Source organism: Pantoea vagans, assembly GCF_004792415.1.
Taxonomy (GTDB): Bacteria; Pseudomonadota; Gammaproteobacteria; order Enterobacterales; family Enterobacteriaceae; genus Pantoea; species Pantoea vagans.
In genome coordinates, this window is record NZ_CP038855.1 from 101,293 (window position 1) to 118,524 (window position 17,232).

Consider the following 17,232-nt stretch of genomic DNA (forward strand, 5'->3'; position numbering starts at 1 on the left):
ATGTTTTATGGTGTGCGTAAATTGAAGGAGAACGCTTATGCCCGCGTCGTTATCACATCAGGAAAGCGCGCTGTTAACGCAGGTCCGGCAATGGATCGCGGATCATCGCGCCGCATTCATCAGTGATCTGGCTCAATGGATTGCCATTCCCAGCATCAGCCGTGCCGATCGTGCTGCGCATGGCGCGCCCTTTGGCCCCGAGTGCGCACAAATTTTGCGGCAGGTTTTGGAGCAGGCAGAGCAGGCCGGTTTCAAAACCGAACAGCATCAGGGCTATGCCGGTTCGGTGATTTATGGCGAGCACGCGCGCGACATCGGGCTAATCAACCATCTTGATGTGGTGCCGGCGGGCGATAACTGGACCTTTCCGCCCTTTGCGCTGACGCAGCACGGTGATTTTGTTATTGGTCGCGGCGTGGCGGATAACAAAGGGCCCGGCGTGCTCAATTTCTATCTGTTAAAGCTGATTCGCGAACTGGATATTCCGCTGCATCACAATCTGCGCATCGTTTATGGCCTGGCGGAAGAGACCAACATGGCCGATATGGCGTGGTTTGCGGAGCACGGTCCGGTGCCCGGGTATTCGATTGTCACCGACGGCCTGTTCCCGGTGAACAATGCGCAAAAAGGGCAACTCAGCTTTACTCTCAATGTCGCCGGGGCGGGTGTGCTGGCGAATATTGTTGCCGGATCGGCCAGCAATAGTGTGCCCGATTTCGCCAGTGTGCGGATTACGCAGGCCGATTCGCCTGCCGTCAGTGAAAAGCTGGCGCAGTTGCAGGGCATCGCCGCGACCGCTGTGTCGATCAAACCTGAAAAGACGGGGGCTTTTATGCTGGAAGCGCGTGGCAACGGCGGGCATGCTGCCTTCCCCGACGGCACGCTGAATGCTACGCAGGTGCTGCTCGCGGCACTGATCAAGCTGGAGTTATTGGAGGATCAGGAACGTCAGCTGGCGGAAACACTGGTGCGGCTGTTTGCGTCACCGTATGGCGAAAGCACAGGATTAAGTCTGGAAGATGCGGAGTCCGGCAAACTGACCCTGAACGCGGGCGTCTGGTACAGTCATGACGCCGATACGCTGAGCATTGATTGTGATATCCGTTACCCGGTGTCTTACCGTGGTGAGCAAATCGTCGGCATGCTGCAACAGCAGTTAGCGGCTACCACTATTACGCTCGATCCCGGCTGGCGCGATGTCGCACCGTTCTTCCTGCCGGCATCGCACCCGGTGATATCGCTGCTGCAGCAAGTGTGGAATGACACGACCGGCAATGACGATCGACCCTATGCGATGGGCGGCGTGACCCATTCGAAGAAGCTGCCAAATGCCATTACTTTTGGGCCTGGTTACCGGAAAACGGCAGCAAATACGCCAGATTTTTTACCCGAGGGCCACGGTTTGCCGCACGGCGCCGACGAGACGATCCACCTGCCATCGCTGCTAGAGGCGTTACCGATATATGTGATCGCATTGATAAGACTGGATAGTTATCTGATAGCACAGGGATAAGCTGATTACTTTGATGGCATCGGTGGGATACACCCGGTCGGGAAAAACGCAGTTGACGCAAATCCTCTGCGCGCCAGGCGCCACTGCTAGCATGTGGCTAAAACGGAATAACGCTGCTTTAGCCTGTCCGGTTTCACCTTTACGTCACTTCCTTCGGCTGACCCTACCGCATTCTCTCACTGGCGAGGTTGTAAACATCGCTGCGCTCACGTTTACCGACAGCCACTACGGCAATGATCAGGTGATCGTCGATCACCTGATAAACCAGCCGAAAACCGGATGACCGCAGTTTGATTTTGTAGCAGTCTTTAATCCCACGTAGTTTTGCCGAGGGGATATGGGGATTCTCACAACATTTCTTCAGCTTTTTAGCAAACTGCTGCTGAAGAGATTTGTCCAGCTTCTGCCATTCTTTAAAAGCCTCTTCTCTGAATTTGACCGTATAACTCACAAAAGCGCATCCAGATCGACATCAAGCAGAGGCTGATTGCTGCGTTCGTAGACCAGCTTAGTCAGTTCCTGATCGTCAAGGGCATCAAGCATCTGTTCATACAACTCAGCCGGGACGCAATAGAATGCAGGCTGGTTGCGGTTGAGAATCGCAACGGGATAACCGTCCCCGGCATTGACAGTGGCCATCGGGTTTTTTTTCAGTTCACTGACGCTGGCACTGGTATCGCTTAAAATGATGTGTGGCATAGGGCCTCCATGACTGCTTAACAGGTCTTTAGAGTATCAGGATGAAGACCTGTTAACCAGTCATGGCGTACTGACAGAATCCGGTTTATCCAGAATGGAAAGCGCCTATTCAGTTAAGAAAAAGCTGTTGAGTATGACTTGCGCGACACCCGGTAGCTTAGCCAGGGTCATGTCATACGATGTAAAGCCCCAAACCACAGACAGGCAGTTTTAGTTCTCCTTCTCACCTCCGCCTGAATGTGGCTCATGCGCTATGGCTCACGATTCAGGGTTTCAGAATGACCTTTGTCCAGCCATTATCCCGGTCGTCAAAATGCTTATAGCCTTCGGGAGCGTCTGCCAGTGCAAGACGATGCGAGATGATCTGCGACGGATTGGCTCTGCCCTGATGGATAAGCCTTGCGAGCTGGCGGTTATAGGCCTTCACGTTACACTGGCCGGTCTTCATCGACTGACCTTTAAACCAGAACGTACCAAAATCGAACGGCACTTTGCCCTCTTTAGCCAGTTCGGTTGCTCCGCCGGGATCCTGAGGAACAAAAACGCCTACCGTACCAATCCCGCCCGTGGCCTTAGTTGATGCAACAAGGCTGTTCAGCGTAGCGGAGTTATCTTCGTGGCCATGTTTATTGCAACATTGGTAACCCACGCATTCGCAACCGCAATCTGTACCGCGTCCATCGGTGAGTTCGAGGATTTTATTGACCGCCTCATCGCCCACGCCATTAATTGCCACAGCGCCAAGCTGTTCGGCTAACGCCAGTCTGTCCGGATGGGTATCGACCACAAATACCTGTGATGCGCCTTTAATCATGGCCGAGTGCGCAGCCATTAAGCCGACCGGGCCTGCGCCGTAAATGGCAACACTCTCGCCAGGGCGCAAGCCTGCCAGTTCAGTGGCATGCCAGCCGGTGGGGAAAATGTCGGAAAGTAAAACGTAGTCTTCTTCTTTTTCTACCGCATCCGGCGGCAGTACCAGGCAGTTAAAATCAGCATAGGGAACGCGAAGTAGCTCCGCCTGTCCGCCATCCCATTCGCCCATCTCCGCAAAGCCATAGGCGGCACCGGCCGCACCCGGGTTGGCCGTCAGGCAGTAACCGGTTAACCCTTTCTCGCAATTTTCACAGAAGCCGCAGCCGACGTTAAAGGGCAGACAGACATAATCACCGACTTTAACGCGCTCTACAGCGCTGCCAGCCTCAATAACCTGTCCCAGATTCTCATGGCCGAAGATGCGACCCTGCTCGAAGCTGGTTCGCCCTTCGTACATATGTAAGTCAGAACCGCAGATATTGGTGGTGGTAATACGGACAATGACATCGGTGGGACGAACGATTTTCGGATCCGGAACGTCTTTGACTGAAACGTCAAAAGGTCCGTTATAGACAACTGCTTTCATAGTGTTCACCTCTCTTGCATGATCAGTTTTGAGGGTGGCGACTGCGTGATGCATTGCCGTCACCACCCTCTTCGTGATGCTGCTTTTTCAGTCAAATGGCGCGACTGAAGGTGTAAGTGTAGAACAGCTTATGGCGCAGTCTGGAAAAAGAAATATCATGTAACTCTATGAAATGTAACACCGCTTCGCTAAAAATCCGTTCATCTCGCTCTGCCGTTCTGCTTATCCTCATCCTGCTGTAAAGTTCCGGGCTAATGCTGGAACAGGATTAGCGAGGCCGCCTGTTGCTATTTACCGGGCGTGATTATCATCAGATGTCAGACGGTGTTTATCCTGATAAACATCCGCCTGATGTTTGCCTACTTCTTATCCTGCGACCACGTCGCGCTGCGGATATCGACTTTCACCGGCAACAGACCAATCCGGGTAAAGGTATCTGCCAGCGCCTGCTGCTGGGTGAAGACTTCTGGCGTCATCCGCTCCGCGCCAAACGGCATTCTTGCCAGCGCACGCTGCCAGATCGGCTGCGGCAGGCCGGTTGAGGTGGACATGATTTTTGCGGCCTCTTCCTGATTTTGATTAGCCCACTGACTCAGTGAACCCAGCTCATCCACTACCTCAGAAGCAATTTGTGGATAGCGCTCCGCGAACTTGCGGCTGGCAAGATAGAAGGTGTAGTGCGGCACCAGCCCTTCGGCATTTTTAATCAGCCGCGCGTGGGCATTAGTTTCCACTTCAGCGTAGTAGGGATCCCAGATGACCCAGGCATCCACCGCGCCGCGCTGGAAAGCGGCGCGCGCATCAGCAGGGGGCAGATAGACCGGCGTAATATCTTTATAGGTCAGCCCTGCCTGCTCCAGCGCGGTGACCAGCAGATAGTTAACGTCAGAGCCTTTGTTCAGCGCCACACGCTTACCTTTGAGATCCGCCACGCTTTTGATCGGGGAGTCAGCGGGCACCACAATCGCTTCGGTTTTAGGGTTAGCTGGCGAGTGTCCCAGATAAACCAGATCGGCCTGTGCGGCCTGCGCGAACGTCGGTGGCGCGTCGCCGGTAGCGGCCAGATCGATACTGCCGATGTTTAAGCCCTCCAGCATCTGCGGTCCGGCCGGGAACTCAATCCAGTGCACCGCAATACCCTGCTTTTTAAATTCCTGATCCAGCGTGCCGCGATACTTCAGCAGCGCAAAGATATTGGCTTTCTGAAAACCGATGTTCACTGTCTCGGGTTTTTCTGCTGCCTGGGTGTTGAACGCGAAACCCGCCTGGGCGGCAATAATCAAAGCGCTGAGTAAAACTTTTTTCATCTCTCTTTCCTGAGTCTGGTTGTTGTCTGCGCAACATAACAAACGCGGGTTGAAGCGCTTAGCGATGAAATGTTCGATGCTTAGCTAAAAAAACGCTATGGATGCCAGACCGACTCGCGTACGCGAATGGCGCGACTGAATAACCCCAGCGCATAGAAGCGGTCGGCGATAGTCTGCTGTTCCCGGATGATGGCCAGGTTCATTCTCTGGGTCTGATGGCTGCGCCGGGCTAAAGCGTGCATCAGTGAGGTGGCAGAGATGCCGAGTTCCGTGGAGAGCAGCCCGGCAGCTTCAGCACGATGCGCATCAATGTAGCGGCCGGTCTGCTCCAGTGCGCTAAGCAGAACCTGTAACAGATCGCCAGAGTGCGTCGCAAATCCGCGCTCAGCCAGGTAAAACTGATGGTTATTGACCCGGCCTGTGCCATCCGCAATCACCCTGAACTCTCCGCTGTTCTCCGCATCGCTGAGTAACGGATCCCACATCATCCAGGCATCCACCGCGTTGAGATCGCTGGGCGTCAGCGGATATTTAGGCGGGGCATAGACAATGCGTACATCATCCAGCGCTAAACCCGCCTCATCCAGAATCTGCAACAACAGATAGTGAACGTTGGAGCCGCGATTCACGGCGATGCGTTTGCCCCTGAGATCGCCAATCTGCTTAACCGGGCTGCTGTTCGGCACCAGCAGCGCCACGCTCTGCGGGGCGGCAGGTTCCCAGGCAACATAGACCATGGGACTGTTGCTGGCCTGGGCAAACAAGGGGGGAACTTCACCGGTGGTCCCGAAGTCGATCTCCTTATTGCTCAGTGCATGCAGAAGCTGCGGACCCGCAGGAAATTCACTCCACATGACGCGGACACCCTGCCCGGCCAGCTGCTGCTCCAGCGACTGACGGGCTTTCAGAATGCCAAGGTTGCCAAATTTCTGATAACCAATGCGCAGTTCCCGCTCCCGCTCAGGCTGCTGACCGGGAGCAGCATCGCGCTGACGCACTGAACCGCGGCGCGGTTTAATCACCCCCAGATGTCCCAGCTGTGTGCGCAATGTATGTCGGCTGATACCCAGCAGCGCGGCCGCCTGTAACTGATTACCCTGGGTGAGTTCAAGCGCATTTTTTACCAGCGCGGCAATTACCCGGGGATAGAGCGGTGTATCACTTTGCTGCATCTGCTGGCGTAAAAACTGATCCAGCGCCTCCTCTCCCTGCGGCAGGTCGCTCCCCGCAAGAGGGCTTAGCCGCAGCTGCTGCGGCGTGACCAGTGAGGTTTTGCTAAGCAGCACGGCGTTGTGCAGCGTGTTCTCCAGTTCACGGATGTTGCCCGGCCAGCTGTAGTTCATCAACACCGTCATGGCTTCATCACTGAGGCGCAGCTGAGGACGACCAAGACGGCGCGCATAGATCTGCAGGAAGTGACTGGCCAGCACCGGGATATCTTCGCAGCGCTGGCGCAGCGGCGGCAGTGTGACGCTGGCCACATTCAGCCGGTAATAGAGGTCTTCCCGGAATCGCCGTTCACGGATAGCCACCGCCAGATCCCGGTTGGTCGCGGCAATGACCCGCACATTCACTTTTACCGGCCTGGACGAGCCGACGCGGGTAATTTCACGTTCCTGCAGCACGCGTAGCAGCTTCACCTGCAGCGACGGGCTTAGCTCACCAATCTCATCCAGCAGCAGCGTGCCGCCCTCTGCCGCCTCAAACCAGCCACGATGCCTGTCCTGTGCGCCGGTAAAGGCACCCTTCTCATGACCAAACAGCTCCGACTCCGCCAGGCTCTCGGTAAGTGCGCCGCAGTTAACCGCCAGAAAAGGCTGCCGGCTGCGGGCGCTATGGTGATGCAGATAGCGCGCCATCACCTCTTTGCCGGTGCCGGTTTCACCGATGATCAGTACCGTCGCATCGGTGGGCGCGAGCTGATCCAGCACGCTTTTAAAGGCGCGCGATGCGGGGTCAATTAACTCAGGGCTGGATATCTGCATCTCATTTACCGGATGAACGGGAAAACCATGACCATACCGCGCCGCTGACGCCGAAACGAGAGGTGGAACGAGTCAGATTGTTGCCAATGCAGCAGGATGCAACTATGCCTGTTGCGAATGCAGCAGATTAGCGTCTGCCAGTAAAACAATAAGTTATTGAATTTTGGTGATAAAAATAATTCATCGCAGTGGCACGCATCCTGCTAGAGGCTATATAACCAAAGGGATTAACCCTATGTGATAAATTTTAATATCGTTATAAAGGAATCTGCTAATGAGTCATGCGACACAGGAAAACCTCAACCTCTTCTGGTTTCTGCCTACCCACGGCGACGGGCGCTATCTGGGTACTACCGAAGGCGGCAGAGCAGTCGATTTACCCTATTTACAGCAGGTTGCGCTGGCGGCAGATAATCTGGGCTACTACGGTGTGTTAATCCCGACCGGTAAAAGCTGCGAGGATTCATGGCTGGTCGCCTCGGCACTGGCACCGATCACCAAAAAGCTGCGCTATTTAGTGGCCGTGCGTCCCGGCCTGCAACCGCCCAGTCTGGCGGCGCGGATGGCGGCGACGCTGGACCGTCTCTCCGGCGGCCGGTTGCTGATCAACGTGGTCACGGGTGGTGATCCGGTAGAGAACAAAGGTGACGGCATCTTCCTGAGTCATGAAGAGCGCTATCAGGTGACCAAAGAATTTCTTGAGGTTTACTCCCGCCTGCTGAAAGGCGAGAAGGTAGACTTTGAAGGCGAACATATTCGCGTGGAAGGCGCCGAGATCCTCTTCCCGCCGGTGCAGGAAGACGGTCCGCCACTCTATTTCGGTGGCTCGTCTGAGGCCGCTATCGACGTTGCGGCGAATCAGATCGACACCTATCTGACGTGGGGCGAGCCGGTTGAACAGGTCGCGGAGAAGCTGGCGGTGGTTCGTCAGCGGGCGCAGGAGAATGGCCGCACGCTCTCTTATGGCATCCGCTTACATGTCATTGTACGTGAAACGGAAGAGGAAGCCTGGGCGGCCGCCGATCGACTGATTTCACATCTGGATGAAGAAACTATCGCCGCCGCGCAGAAAATCTTTGCCCGCATGGACTCCGCCGGTCAGGCGCGGATGAGTGCCCTGCATCAGGGGTCGCGTGAGAGCCTGCGCATCGGTCCCAATCTCTGGGCAGGCGTCGGCCTGGTGCGCGGCGGCGCAGGAACTGCGCTGGTTGGCAATCCGCAGCAGGTTGCCGATCGCATCCGGGAGTATCAGGCACTGGGCATTGAGAACTTTATCTTCTCCGGCTATCCGCATCTTGAAGAGGCACACCGCTTTGCTGAGCTGGTAATGCCGTTGTTGCCGCTGGCTGCCAACGCCGAAAAGAAACAGCGCAGCGTCAACACCGGTCCGTTTGGTGAAACCATCGGCGGCGACCGTCGCCCGGCTAAACAGGCCAGCGCCAGCTAGTCAGTTAACAGAAAAAGGCTCGCTTATGTCACAACAGCAGATTGTCATTATCGGCGGCGGGTTCACCGGCACCGCGCTGGCGATCCATCTGGCCCGCGCTGGCCAGGCGGGGTTGCAGGTGACGGTGATTGAACCTCGCGTACAGCTGGCGCAGGGCGTGGCATACGGCACCACCGATCCGGCCCACCGCATTAATGTGCCGGCCGGCAGAATGCAGCTTGCCGGTGATGAAGAGGGCGCATTTGATCGCGATTATCGTTCATCCTCCACCTTTAAAGCCGATCCGCAGGCGCTGTGGCATGACGGTAATGTCTACCCGCAGCGCGGTGAGTTTGGACGCTGGGTCAATGCGCAGTTTGTTCATCTTCAGCAGCACTCACCGGTGAAACTGAGCCATCTGCGTGACAGTGCGGTTGCCTTTAAGAATGGCGTGGTGACCACGGCCTCCGGGCAGCAGATTCATGCCGATCAGGTAGTGCTGGCGATCAGCCATCCCCCGCCCGATCTGCCTCTTCTGCTGAGGCCGCTACAGGGCCATCCGGGCTTGATTGCCAATCCCTGGCAGCGCGACGCACTGGCGCAGGTCGCCCCTGACGAACGGGTGGCGATTATCGGTTCAGGGCTGACCATGTCCGATGTGGTGGCGTCGCTGCATCGTCAGCAGCACCGTGGAAAGATTACCGTCTTCTCACGTCGTGGCCAGCTGCCGCGTGCCAACCTGAGTGGCAACAATGAGACCTACGCTCTGGATTACAGTCAGCCGCAATCCGCCACCGCGCGCGGCTGGCTACATCGGGTGCGACAGGAGGTTAAACAGGCGGCGGCGCTGAATCTGCCCTGGCAGCTGGTGCTGGATGATATTCGCCGTAACGGTCAGCACATCTGGCAGAGTCTGTCGCTGCACGAGCAGCAGCGCTTTCTGCATCATCTGCGCCCCTGGTGGGATGTTCACCGCTACCGGATTGCGCCGCAGGTGAGCCAGGTTCTCAGCCAGCAGCAGGCCAGCGGTCAGCTGACACTGCTGGCGGCGCGCCTTATCGCCGCTGAATCGGATGGCGCAACGCTCCGGCTGACGCTGCGCCTGCGTGGTGGGCAATCACACAGGCTGGAGGTGGAGAAACTCATTGTCACCACCGGCCCTGCACACAACGCGCTGCTTAACAGCAATGCGCTGCTGCGTCAGCTCCATGGCGATGGCGTTATCCAGCCTGACCCGCTGGCGCTGGGGATCCAGGTTAATGCGCTGTCTCAGACGCTGAATGTGAACGGTGAAGCAAATCCCGGACTGTATGTCGCCGGGCCTGCCGCACGGGGTCGCTTTGGCGAGCTGATGGGATTGCCGCAGGTGGCGGAACATGCTGAGTCTGTTGCACGGCAACTGTTGAATGCCCTGTCGCTGCCTGTCAGCGAGCGATGTCCCGGCTCACTCACCTACTGAATCTTCCTTTTAAAACACACATTAAAAAGTGGGCGGCAAGCGATTGCCGCATCCGCTCAGGAGTCGCTATGTCATCGCAACGTGAAATTCGCCTGAATGCTTTCGATATGAACTGTGTGGGTCATCAGTCACCCGGCTTGTGGGCGCATCCCCGCGACCGCTCATGGCAGTACAAAGACCTGGCGTACTGGACCGATTTAGCGCGTCTGCTGGAGCGCGGTAAGTTTGATGGGCTGTTTATTGCTGACGTGCTGGGTGTCTATGACGTGCTCAATGGTAATAACCATGCTGCCATCCGTCAGGCTACACAGGTACCGGTAAACGATCCGCTGGCGTTAATCACGCCGATGGCCATGGTGACGGAACACCTGGGCTTTGGCCTGACCGCCTCGCTGTCGTTTGAACACCCCTACCCGTTTGCGCGTCGGATCTCGACCCTGGATCATCTGACCAAAGGCCGTATTGGCTGGAATATTGTCACCTCCTACCTGGAAAGTGGTGCGCGCAATATCGGGCATCAGGCTCAGACCGACCACGATGCGCGCTACGACTACGCCGATGAGTATCTGCAGGTTATCTATAAGCTGCTTGAAGGAAGCTGGGAAGACGACGCTGTCCTGCGCGATCGTGAACGTCATATTTTCAGCGACCCCAACAAAATCCATCCGATTAACCATCAGGGAACGTTTTTCCAGGTGCCGGGCATTCATCTTTGCGAGCCGTCACCGCAGCGCACACCGGTGCTATACCAGGCCGGTGCCTCCAGCCGCGGTAAAGCCTTTGCAGCGGAGCATGCTGAATGTGTATTTGTCGCGGCACCGTCGAAAGTACTGCTGAAGAAAACTGTGGCAGATATTCGCCACAGGGCCGCTGAGGCGGGACGCGACCCGCGTTCCATCCTGATCTTCAATCTGCAGACGGTGATTGTGGGTGAAACTGACCTGGCGGCGCAGGCGAAATGGCAGGAGTACAAAAGCTATGTCAGTTACGAAGGCGCGCTGGCGCTGATTTCGGGCTGGACCGGTATCGACTTCGGGCAATATCAGCCTGACCAGGTACTGAAGCATCTGCATACCAACGCGATCCAGTCGGCGGTCGAAACCTTCTCAACAGCCGATCCCAATCGTCAGTGGACGGTGCAGGGGCTGGCTGGCTGGGTGGGCATTGGCGGTTTTGGCCCGTTGCTGGTGGGCAGCGCCGAAACCGTAGCGGATGAACTGCAGAGCTGGGTTGAAGAGACCGACGTTGACGGGTTTAACCTCGCCTACGCCGTGACCCATGAAACCTTTACTGACGTGGTGGAACTGCTGGTGCCGGAACTGCAAAAGCGCGGCGTTTACAAGCAGGACTATCAACCCGGCACGCTGCGTGAGAAGTTGTTCGGACAGGGCCCGCGGCTGGCGTTGCCACATCCGGGTGCCGGTTATCGCCGTATCTCCGGCGCGGAGCAGTGGACAGAAAGCGTGGAGGCCTCATGATTGAGATTATGGGGCTAAGTAAAACTTACGCCCGGCCACAGAACCGCCAGATTGAGGTGCTGAAAGATATTACGCTCAGCGTTCCTGCCGGTTCAATTACGGCGGTCGTCGGGCCCAGCGGCGCGGGAAAATCGACGCTGGCAAAGTGCATCAGTTTGCTGGAGAGGCCGACATCGGGAAGCATTCGGGTCAATGGCGAGGATCTGTCACATTACACGGGTGAGACTTTACGTCACAAACGTCGGGCGATAGGCACCGTGTTTCAGTCATCCGCGCTGCTGCAGCGCAAAACCGCCTGGGAAAATGTGGCGCTGCCGCTGGAGTGGCTGGGCGTGGTGCCCGGGGAGATCAAACGCCATGTTGGCACGCTACTGGAGAGCGTCGGTCTGAGTGACAAGGCGGGCTTTTATCCTTCTCAGCTCTCGGGCGGCCAGCGCCAGCGTGTGGGTATCGCCCGGGCGCTGGCGCTTAAGCCCACGGTGTTGCTGGCTGACGAGGCCACGTCCGGGCTTGATCCGGATGCCACCCGCGCCATTCTGACGTTACTGAAAACCCTGCGCGATCAGTTTGGGCTATCAATCATCTTTATTACCCACGAAATGGATGTGGTGCGGCGCGCAGCCGACGCCGTCGCGCAGATTGCAGACGGCAGGCTGGTGCAACAGGGCCATCTACGTCAGCTGCTGGCCACGCCTGATTCGTCGCTGGGTCAGCAGCTGTTCCCACTCCAGCCACTCGCTGGGTCCGGCGATTTGCTGCTGCAACTCACCTACGGCGATCGCCCGATTGCCATCGACTGGATCAGCCGTCTGACGCAGCAGTTTGCCGTGCAGGTGGATCTGCTGGCCGCCCACGTTGAGCAGGTTGGCGATGCGCTGGCGGGACGGATGCGGGTGGCCATTCGTTTTTCCCATTCTGGCGTCACGTCCCGGCAGGTGACAGAGCAGCTACAGCACTATGGCATTCATGCTGAGATTCTGGAACAACGTGCGGCCCTGCAGGAGGTGGTATGAAACCTGCTGACGTACTGAGTCAGGATACGCCGTGGAACCAAATCCCGGCGCTGATGCTGCCCGCCTACGGAGAAACCTGGCTGATGGTGGCTGTGGTGATGCTGTTTGTGGTGACGCTGGGTGGCCTGCTGGGAGTGGTGCTGTTTAACACCTCGCGGCAGGGGCTGTTTCCGCACAGGACGCTGCACCAGATTCTGGGCTGGATTATCAACATGGGCCGTTCACTCCCTTTTCTGGTGCTGATGGCGGCCATTATCCCTTTTACCTTCTGGCTGACCGGCACCACCATTGGCATCCCCGCAGCCGTGGTACCGATGATCATCGCCGGCACGCCCTTTTTTGCCCGACTGGTCAGCAATGCGCTGCGTGAACTGCCCGCTGATGTCACCGCCGTGGGCCTGGTGTCCGGGGGCTCCACGTGGCAAATCATTACCCGCGCCCAGATCAGTGAAGCCCTGCCCGCAATAGTGGCAGCCATTGTGCTGAATCTTATTTCGATGATTGAGTATTCCGCTATCGCCGGAACGATCGGTGCCGGGGGGATTGGTTATCTGGCCGTGGTTTACGGTTATCAGCGTTTTGATAATCACATCATGGTGGCCACCATTATTGTGCTGATCGTCACTATTCAGCTGGTTCAGTTTTTAGGCGACCGTTTGATTGCGGCGCTGCAACCTTATCAGGGAAAACATTCAACATGACGCATCACGACTTTGAAATCCGACAGAAGAAAAAATGGCCGTGGGTAGTGGCTGGGGTGGTGGTGGTGGTGATTGCCGCTGCGGTCTGGTATCAGGTTGCGCACAAGGCCCGCACCGTCACTTTTAGCACCACGCTGAAAGTCCATTTTGAACCGGCGATGGCCGGTGAAGAGCGGCTGATTCAGTTTGTGGCGCAACATATAGCGCCCGACTACGGCATCAAACTGGAGGCCGAAGGATTGCAGGATCCGGTACAGGCCGATCGCGCAGTGGCGGAGGGTAAGTATGCCGCCACCGTCTATCAGCATCAGTGGTGGCTGAAACAGGTGGTGGATGCGAATAAATTTCCGCTGACAGCCACCCTGCCGCTGTTCCAGTGGGCGTTTGGCATCTATTCAGATCGCTACCGTGCCATCAGTGAACTGCCACAGGGTGCGGAGATTGTCGTGCCCAATGATGGCGCTAATCAGGTACAGGCCTTATGGCTGCTGCAGCGTATCGGCCTGATTGGCCTCGATCCGGCGATTGAACCACGCACCGCAAAACTCAAAGACATCAAAGAGAATCCTCATGGTTTCAACTTCAAAGAGCTGGATCTGTTGACCATGCCGCGCGCGCTGAATTCGGTTGATGCAGCCATCGGCTATGTTTCACAGTTTGATGCCGGAAAAGTACCGCGCGAAAAAGGGATTTTATTCCCGCCAGCCCCGCGCACCTTTGCCTCTCAACTGGTTATAGGCACGCCCTGGCTGGCAGATGAAAATATTGTCCGGCTTAAAAAAGCCTTCGCCGACCCCCGGCTACAGCAGTGGCTGAAAGAAACGCAGGATCCTCTGGTGAAAGGCGTGCTGGTGCCGGTTTCCGCAGAATAATCAACAGGCTTGGGCTGGCCCGAACCGGATGAATCGCTGCATTCATCCGGTCTTTTCCATGTCTGAAAAATGAGATTAACTTATTGAATTATATAGAATCGTTATCCATATTTGTTGGTTGTTTACTGAGCCGGGAATGCCTATAAAAACCTCGTTACCTGCTGAATATAATAACGAGGATATGATGAGTACATTAGAGATTGACAACACCCTGACCACTCCGCCGCCCCACTCCACGCCGGTTCGTTCGGTGAGTGATGTGGCCCGGCTAATCAACAGTAATACCGAGAAAAACAGCTACGCCCGCTGGATTGTGTTCCTGGCGCTGGGCGGTGTATTTCTTGATGCCTACGATCTCACCACGCTCTCCTATGGTATTGACGATGTGGTGAAAGAGTTTGGCTTAACCCCGGTGCTGACCGGGCTGGTGACCTCTTCAATTATGATCGGCACCATCGTCGGCAATCTGGTCGGCGGCTGGCTCACCGACAAATATGGCCGCTACTCGGTGTTTATGGCGGACATGCTGTTCTTCGTGGTCTCGGCGATAGCTGCCGGTCTGGCGCCCAACGTCTGGGTATTGATTGGCGCGCGTTTTCTGATGGGGGTCGGGGTCGGGATCGATCTGCCGGTTGCCATGGCCTACCTGGCGGAGTTCTCTAAGTTCTCCGGCAAAGGCAATAAAGCGTCGCGCCTCGCGGCCTGGTGCCCGATGTGGTATGCCGCGTCATCTGCCTGCTTCTTTATTATTTTTGCGCTCTATTTCCTGCTGCCTGCCGAACACATCGACTGGTTGTGGCGCGCCTCGCTGCTGTTTGGCGCGGTACCGGCTCTGCTCATTATCGCGGTGCGCAGCAAGTTCATGAATGAGTCACCGCTGTGGGCCGCCAATCAGGGAGACCTGAGCGGTGCAGTTCGTATCCTGCGCGACTCCTACGGCATTATTGCGCATGAAGAGCAGCCCGAAAAAACCGAAACCGTGAAAGCGGCCCCGAAAGTGAGTTTCCGCGTGCTGTTTCAGAAGCCTTACCTCGAACGCACGATCGTCAGCGCAGTAATGAACGTCTGTATCGCATTTGAGTACACCGCCATTGCTTTCTTCCTGCCCTCTATCCTGGCGCAGTTCCTGGGCGCGGGCGTGTTTGAAACCATCTCCGCCTCACTGGGGCTGAACGCGCTGTTCGCCTTTACCGGCGGTCTGCTGGGGATGCGGCTGGCATGGAAGTTCCCTTCCAGGCATGTGGCGATTGCGGGTTTTGCCCTGCAGTTTATTGCGCTTATCTCGCTGGCGCTGATCGGTCATCCACAGGCCACTGCTGGCGTGGTGTTTGCCGTGCTGATGCTGGGACTCTGGCTGTTTGCCGAAGGGTTCGGCCCCGGCGCGCAGTTGATGATCTATCCGGCGCTTTCTTATCCGACCCACATTCGCGCGACCGGTGTTGGCTTCAGTCGCTCGCTCTCTGGTATCGGCAGTGCGCTGGCGCTGTTTATCCTGCCCATTCTGCAGGCCCGTTATGGCACCAACATGTTCTGGATCGTCTCTCTCGCCGCCCTTATTCCGATTATTTTCCTGTTGATTATCCGGTTTGAACCGACCCGACAGGACATTGATGAACAACCTGCAACAGGAGAAGATCATGTCTGAATTAACCCGTACTGAATTTGCCGCGCTGACCGAACAGTTCCGGCCACTCTTTAACCGTATTGCTGAAGGCGCCGCCGCGCGTGAAATCGATCGCACTCTGCTGCATGAGCCGATCCGCTGGCTGAAAGAGGCGCGGTTCGGCACCCTGCGCATCCCCAAAGAAGAAGGTGGCTTCGGCGTCTCGCTGCCGCAGCTCTTTTCCCTGCTGATCGCGCTGGCCGAAGCGGATTCGAATCTGCCGCAGGCGCTGCGCGCGCACTTTGCCTTTATCGAGGATCGCCTGAACCAGCCGGAGAGTGAGGATCGGCGGCGCTGGTTCCGCCGTTTTGTGGATGGCGAGCTGGTGGGCAGTGGCTGGAGTGAAATCGGGGCGGTTAAGCTGGGAGAGGTCAACACTCAGGTCTCACCCGATGCGGGAGAATGGCGGATCAGCGGTGAGAAGTTTTACAGCACCGGCACGCTCTATGCGGACTGGATTGATGTCTATGCGCAGCGCACGGACAACGGCCGCGACGTCATCGCGCTGGTGAACACACATCAGAATGAGGTGGAACGTGACGACGACTGGGATGGTTTCGGGCAGCGGCTGACCGGCAGTGGCACCACACGCTTTCATAATGCCCGTGTGGAGCAGCCACACGTTTATGATTTCAGTGAGCGCTTTCGCTATCAGACTGCATTTTATCAGCATGTGTTATTAGCCACGCTGGCGGGTATAGGCCGGGCCGTGGTGCGCGATGCGTCACAGGGGGTTGCGCAGCGTAAACGGATTTACAGCCACGGCAATGCGCCTCAGGTTAAGCAGGATGTGCAGGTGCTGCAGGTGGTCGGTCAGATCAGCAGCTGGACCTGGGCCGCTGAAGCCGCCGTTGATCGGGCGACCCACTCACTGCAGCGGGCATTTGAACTGCAACTGAGCGGTGCCAATGAAGCGGAGCTTCACGCAGCGAACGTTCAGGCAGAGGTGGAGTCTGCCCGGGCGCAGGTAGTCGCGGTGGAGTTAGTGACGCGAGCTGCCACGGAGTTCTTCAATGCGCTGGGCGCGTCCGATACCCGCGTCAGCAAGGCGCTGGACCGACACTGGCGCAACGCCCGCACGGTGTCATCGCATAACCCGGTGATCTACAAAATCCGCAATGTGGGTGACTGGGAGGTAAATGGCAACGATCCGACGTTTATCTGGCAGATCGGCAACGGCACCTGAAGCGTTTAGCAAATCTGGCTGGGTCATTCCGGCCAGACTCAGATTTTCCCGGTTATGTCTGGCTGGGTACGTACTGGCCTGGTTTCCGCAGAAGGAAAATCAGGGTTTATTCCGTTTTTGAATTCAGGCGCTGAAGGGGTTTTAATAGCTGTTCTGACCTGTCAGGCGCTTAAACCTGAATTACGCCAGACAGCTTTAATTACTGTGTTATAAACGGTTACTTTCAGGTAATCACCAGTGGGTTACAGGCAGCGTCAAACCTGAAGATCCTGTCGTCAATATTCATGACATGTGCGGGAATAAAAGATAAGGCTGGCTCTGCGGATTGAAATGATTGCTGACAATGACTTCTTTATGCGCAATTTTTTATTGGGCCTGACAAAAGAGTGAAAGATGTCATGCGCGGTGTTGTTCCTGAAAAAGGAGCCGTTTCTGCTTATTAATGGTGAATCCAGAAAGCTGAGTGGCTTAATCCATGTATGACAGATCCTGCACGTTTTACTACAGACGTAAGAAAAAGTCGTATTTTTT

At 56.5% G+C, this 17,232-nt stretch carries 14 protein-coding genes; 9 read left to right on the top strand and 5 right to left on the bottom strand.

Going from position 1 to position 17,232, the window contains the following annotated elements; translation table 11 throughout:
- Positions 1–37: 37 nt before the first annotated feature.
- Positions 38–1,513, top strand: a complete 1,476-nt coding sequence (locus tag EGO56_RS21925; RefSeq protein WP_135911125.1) for a Sapep family Mn(2+)-dependent dipeptidase — start codon at positions 38–40, stop codon at positions 1,511–1,513.
- A gap of 163 nt (positions 1,514–1,676) precedes the next feature.
- Here the strand turns inward: EGO56_RS21925 and EGO56_RS21930 are convergent, their stop codons facing one another.
- The 5 genes from EGO56_RS21930 to EGO56_RS21950 form a co-directional block, all read right to left on the bottom strand.
- Entirely contained in the window at positions 1,677–1,964 is a 288-nt protein-coding gene (locus EGO56_RS21930; RefSeq protein ID WP_135911126.1) for a type II toxin-antitoxin system RelE family toxin, read from the bottom strand.
- On the bottom strand, positions 1,961–2,212 hold the full coding sequence (locus EGO56_RS21935) for a type II toxin-antitoxin system Phd/YefM family antitoxin (RefSeq protein WP_135911127.1): 252 nt from the start codon (positions 2,210–2,212) through the stop codon (positions 1,961–1,963). The genes EGO56_RS21930 and EGO56_RS21935 overlap by 4 nt, the downstream gene beginning before the upstream one ends.
- 265 nt (positions 2,213–2,477) lie before the next feature.
- Complete coding sequence (locus tag EGO56_RS21940) at positions 2,478–3,611, bottom strand: glutathione-independent formaldehyde dehydrogenase (protein ID WP_135911128.1); 1,134 nt, start codon at positions 3,609–3,611, stop codon at positions 2,478–2,480.
- A 359-nt stretch (positions 3,612–3,970) separates the two neighbouring features.
- Positions 3,971–4,918 (bottom strand): sulfonate ABC transporter substrate-binding protein, encoded by a 948-nt coding sequence (locus EGO56_RS21945; RefSeq protein ID WP_135911129.1) that lies wholly within the window; start codon positions 4,916–4,918, stop codon positions 3,971–3,973.
- 95 nt (positions 4,919–5,013) lie between these two features.
- Positions 5,014–6,903, bottom strand: a complete 1,890-nt coding sequence (locus tag EGO56_RS21950; protein ID WP_135911130.1) for a sigma-54-dependent Fis family transcriptional regulator — start codon at positions 6,901–6,903, stop codon at positions 5,014–5,016.
- A 274-nt stretch (positions 6,904–7,177) separates the two neighbouring features.
- On the opposite strand from EGO56_RS21950, the gene ssuD reads away from it, so the two are divergent.
- The 8 genes from ssuD to EGO56_RS21990 all read left to right on the top strand — a co-directional run bounded on the left by ssuD (position 7,178) and on the right by EGO56_RS21990 (position 16,701).
- Positions 7,178–8,350, top strand: a complete 1,173-nt coding sequence (gene ssuD / locus EGO56_RS21955) for an FMNH2-dependent alkanesulfonate monooxygenase (protein WP_033785272.1) — start codon at positions 7,178–7,180, stop codon at positions 8,348–8,350.
- A gap of 25 nt (positions 8,351–8,375) precedes the next feature.
- Positions 8,376–9,788 (top strand): FAD/NAD(P)-binding protein, encoded by a 1,413-nt coding sequence (locus tag EGO56_RS21960; RefSeq protein ID WP_135911131.1) that lies wholly within the window; start codon positions 8,376–8,378, stop codon positions 9,786–9,788.
- 68 nt (positions 9,789–9,856) lie between these two features.
- Positions 9,857–11,266, top strand: coding sequence for an LLM class flavin-dependent oxidoreductase (locus tag EGO56_RS21965; RefSeq protein WP_135911132.1), 1,410 nt, complete (start codon positions 9,857–9,859; stop codon positions 11,264–11,266).
- On the top strand, positions 11,263–12,279 hold the full coding sequence (locus tag EGO56_RS21970; protein WP_135911133.1) for a methionine ABC transporter ATP-binding protein: 1,017 nt from the start codon (positions 11,263–11,265) through the stop codon (positions 12,277–12,279). The genes EGO56_RS21965 and EGO56_RS21970 overlap by 4 nt, the downstream gene beginning before the upstream one ends.
- Positions 12,276–12,980, top strand: a complete 705-nt coding sequence (locus tag EGO56_RS21975) for a methionine ABC transporter permease (RefSeq protein ID WP_135911134.1) — start codon at positions 12,276–12,278, stop codon at positions 12,978–12,980. The genes EGO56_RS21970 and EGO56_RS21975 overlap by 4 nt, the downstream gene beginning before the upstream one ends.
- Complete coding sequence (locus EGO56_RS21980; RefSeq protein WP_135911135.1) at positions 12,977–13,852, top strand: MetQ/NlpA family ABC transporter substrate-binding protein; 876 nt, start codon at positions 12,977–12,979, stop codon at positions 13,850–13,852. The genes EGO56_RS21975 and EGO56_RS21980 overlap by 4 nt, the downstream gene beginning before the upstream one ends.
- A gap of 184 nt (positions 13,853–14,036) precedes the next feature.
- A complete protein-coding gene (locus EGO56_RS21985; protein WP_135911174.1) occupies positions 14,037–15,497 on the top strand; it encodes an MFS transporter in 1,461 nt (486 codons plus the stop codon).
- Complete coding sequence (locus EGO56_RS21990; protein ID WP_135911136.1) at positions 15,490–16,701, top strand: acyl-CoA dehydrogenase family protein; 1,212 nt, start codon at positions 15,490–15,492, stop codon at positions 16,699–16,701. Before EGO56_RS21985 ends, EGO56_RS21990 begins: the two co-directional genes overlap by 8 nt.
- Positions 16,702–17,232 lie beyond the last annotated feature (531 nt).

Bases quoted from the DNA above. Each gene is read 5' to 3' on its own strand.
- EGO56_RS21970 (WP_135911133.1), top strand. From the start codon at position 11,263: ATGATTGAGATTATGGGGCTAAGTAAAACTTACGCCCGGCCACAGAAC.
- EGO56_RS21990 (WP_135911136.1), top strand. From the start codon at position 15,490: ATGTCTGAATTAACCCGTACTGAATTTGCCGCGCTGACCGAACAGTTC.
- EGO56_RS21945 (WP_135911129.1), bottom strand. From the start codon at position 4,918: ATGAAAAAAGTTTTACTCAGCGCTTTGATTATTGCCGCCCAGGCGGGT.
- EGO56_RS21975 (WP_135911134.1), top strand. From the start codon at position 12,276: ATGAAACCTGCTGACGTACTGAGTCAGGATACGCCGTGGAACCAAATC.
- EGO56_RS21985 (WP_135911174.1), top strand. From the start codon at position 14,037: ATGAGTACATTAGAGATTGACAACACCCTGACCACTCCGCCGCCCCAC.
- EGO56_RS21960 (WP_135911131.1), top strand. From the start codon at position 8,376: ATGTCACAACAGCAGATTGTCATTATCGGCGGCGGGTTCACCGGCACC.
- ssuD (WP_033785272.1), top strand. From the start codon at position 7,178: ATGAGTCATGCGACACAGGAAAACCTCAACCTCTTCTGGTTTCTGCCT.
- EGO56_RS21980 (WP_135911135.1), top strand. From the start codon at position 12,977: ATGACGCATCACGACTTTGAAATCCGACAGAAGAAAAAATGGCCGTGG.
- EGO56_RS21940 (WP_135911128.1), bottom strand. From the start codon at position 3,611: ATGAAAGCAGTTGTCTATAACGGACCTTTTGACGTTTCAGTCAAAGAC.
- EGO56_RS21950 (WP_135911130.1), bottom strand. From the start codon at position 6,903: ATGCAGATATCCAGCCCTGAGTTAATTGACCCCGCATCGCGCGCCTTT.
- EGO56_RS21925 (WP_135911125.1), top strand. From the start codon at position 38: ATGCCCGCGTCGTTATCACATCAGGAAAGCGCGCTGTTAACGCAGGTC.
- EGO56_RS21965 (WP_135911132.1), top strand. From the start codon at position 9,857: ATGTCATCGCAACGTGAAATTCGCCTGAATGCTTTCGATATGAACTGT.
- EGO56_RS21935 (WP_135911127.1), bottom strand. From the start codon at position 2,212: ATGCCACACATCATTTTAAGCGATACCAGTGCCAGCGTCAGTGAACTG.